Annotated in this window: 1 protein-coding gene; it reads right to left on the minus strand. The window is 72.7% G+C overall.

The window, feature by feature from the left end:
• A partial coding sequence (locus tag NQU54_RS48475) for a beta-ketoacyl reductase (protein WP_257636640.1) occupies window positions 1–1,562 on the minus strand: 1,562 nt, incomplete at both ends.

A 1,562-nucleotide genomic window follows, 5' to 3' on the forward strand; every position in this document is an offset into this window, starting at 1 on the left:
CGTCCGAGAGCCGTTCCAGCAGCAGTACCCCGACGCCCTCACTGAACGTGGTGCCGTCCGCGCCCGCGCCGAACGCCTTGCACAGACCGTCCGGCGCCAGACCGCGCTGGCGCGAGAACTCCACGAACGCCGACGGCCGCCCCATCACCGTGGAGCCTCCGGCCAGCGCCATCGAGCACTCGCCCTGCCGCAACGCCTGTACGGCCCAGTGCATGGCCACCAGTGAGGAGGAGCACGCCGTGTCCACCGTGACCGCCGGGCCCTCCAGGCCCAGCACATACGCCACCCGGCCGGAGGCGACACTCGTCGCCGAGCCGGTGAGCAGGTAGCCCTCCAGATCTTCGGGGGCGGGTCCGCTGCGCACGCCGTAGTCCTGGTTGATGACACCGGCGAACACGCCGATGTCCCGGCCTCCCACAGTGGTCGGGTCCATGCCCGCCCGCTCGAACGTCTCCCAGCAGGCTTCCAGGAACAGCCGCTGCTGCGGGTCCATCGCCAGCGCCTCACGCGGCGAGATGCCGAAGAAGTCCGCGTCGAAACCGGCCGCGTCCTCGAGGAACCCGCCACGCAGCACATAGGAGGTGCCACTGTGGTCCGGGTCGGCGTCGAACAGCGCCTCCAGGTCCCAGCCCCGGTCGCGGGGGAAGTCGGTGATGCCGTCGCGCTCCCCGAGCAGCAGATCCCACAGCCCGTCCGGGTCGGTCACCCCGCCCGGCAGTCGGCAACTCATCGCCACCACGGCGATCGGCTCGTCCGCGGCGGTGCGCACGGGCACCGGGGCCGCCTTGGCGGGCGCCGGATCGCCACCCAGCTCGGCGCGGAACAGCTCGGCGAGGAGTGCCGGAGTCGGGTGGTCGAAGAGCAGCGTCGCGGGCAGCCGCAGCCCGGTGGCCGAGTTGAGCCGGTTGCGCAGTTCGACCGCCGTCAGCGAGTCGAAGCCCATCTCCTTGAACGCCACCGTCGGCTCGATCGCCTCCGGACCGGTGTGGCCGAGGACCACCGCGGCCTCCGCCCGCACCAGGTTGAGCAGCAACTCCCGTTGCCCGGTGGGGGACAGCCCGGCCACCTGCCCCGACAGACCACCGGCGGCCGGAGCCGCGGCCCGCGCGGTGCGCCGCGCCGGACGAGCCAGCCCACGCAGCAGCGGTGACAGCTCGGCGTCCGGCGCGCGGAGGGCGGTGACGTCAACCTTCGCGGCTACGAGTGCGGGCAGCCCGGACCGCAGCCCGGTGTCGAACACCCGCAGCGCCTCGGCGTTGTCCAGGCCGAGCACACCCGCCCGCCGGGTGCGGCGTACGTCGGCGGCGTCCATCGTCGCGGTGAGCGTGCTGGTGTCGCTCCACAGCCCCCATGCCAGCGAGGTGGCGGGCAGGTGGCGGGCGTGGCGCCATTGGGCGAAGGCGTCGAGGAACGCGTTGGCGGCGGCGTAGTTGGCCTGGCCCGCGTTGCCGAGCGTTCCGGCGGCGGAGGAGTAGACGACGAATGCCGCGAGGTCGTGGTCGTGAGTGAGGTCGTGGAGGTGGGTGATGGCGTCGATTTTGGGGCGGAAGACGGTGTTGAGG

Origin of the sequence: Streptomyces malaysiensis subsp. samsunensis, from assembly GCF_024519315.1 — a bacterium.
In the GTDB taxonomy this organism is placed as follows: domain Bacteria; phylum Actinomycetota; class Actinomycetes; order Streptomycetales; family Streptomycetaceae; genus Streptomyces; species Streptomyces malaysiensis.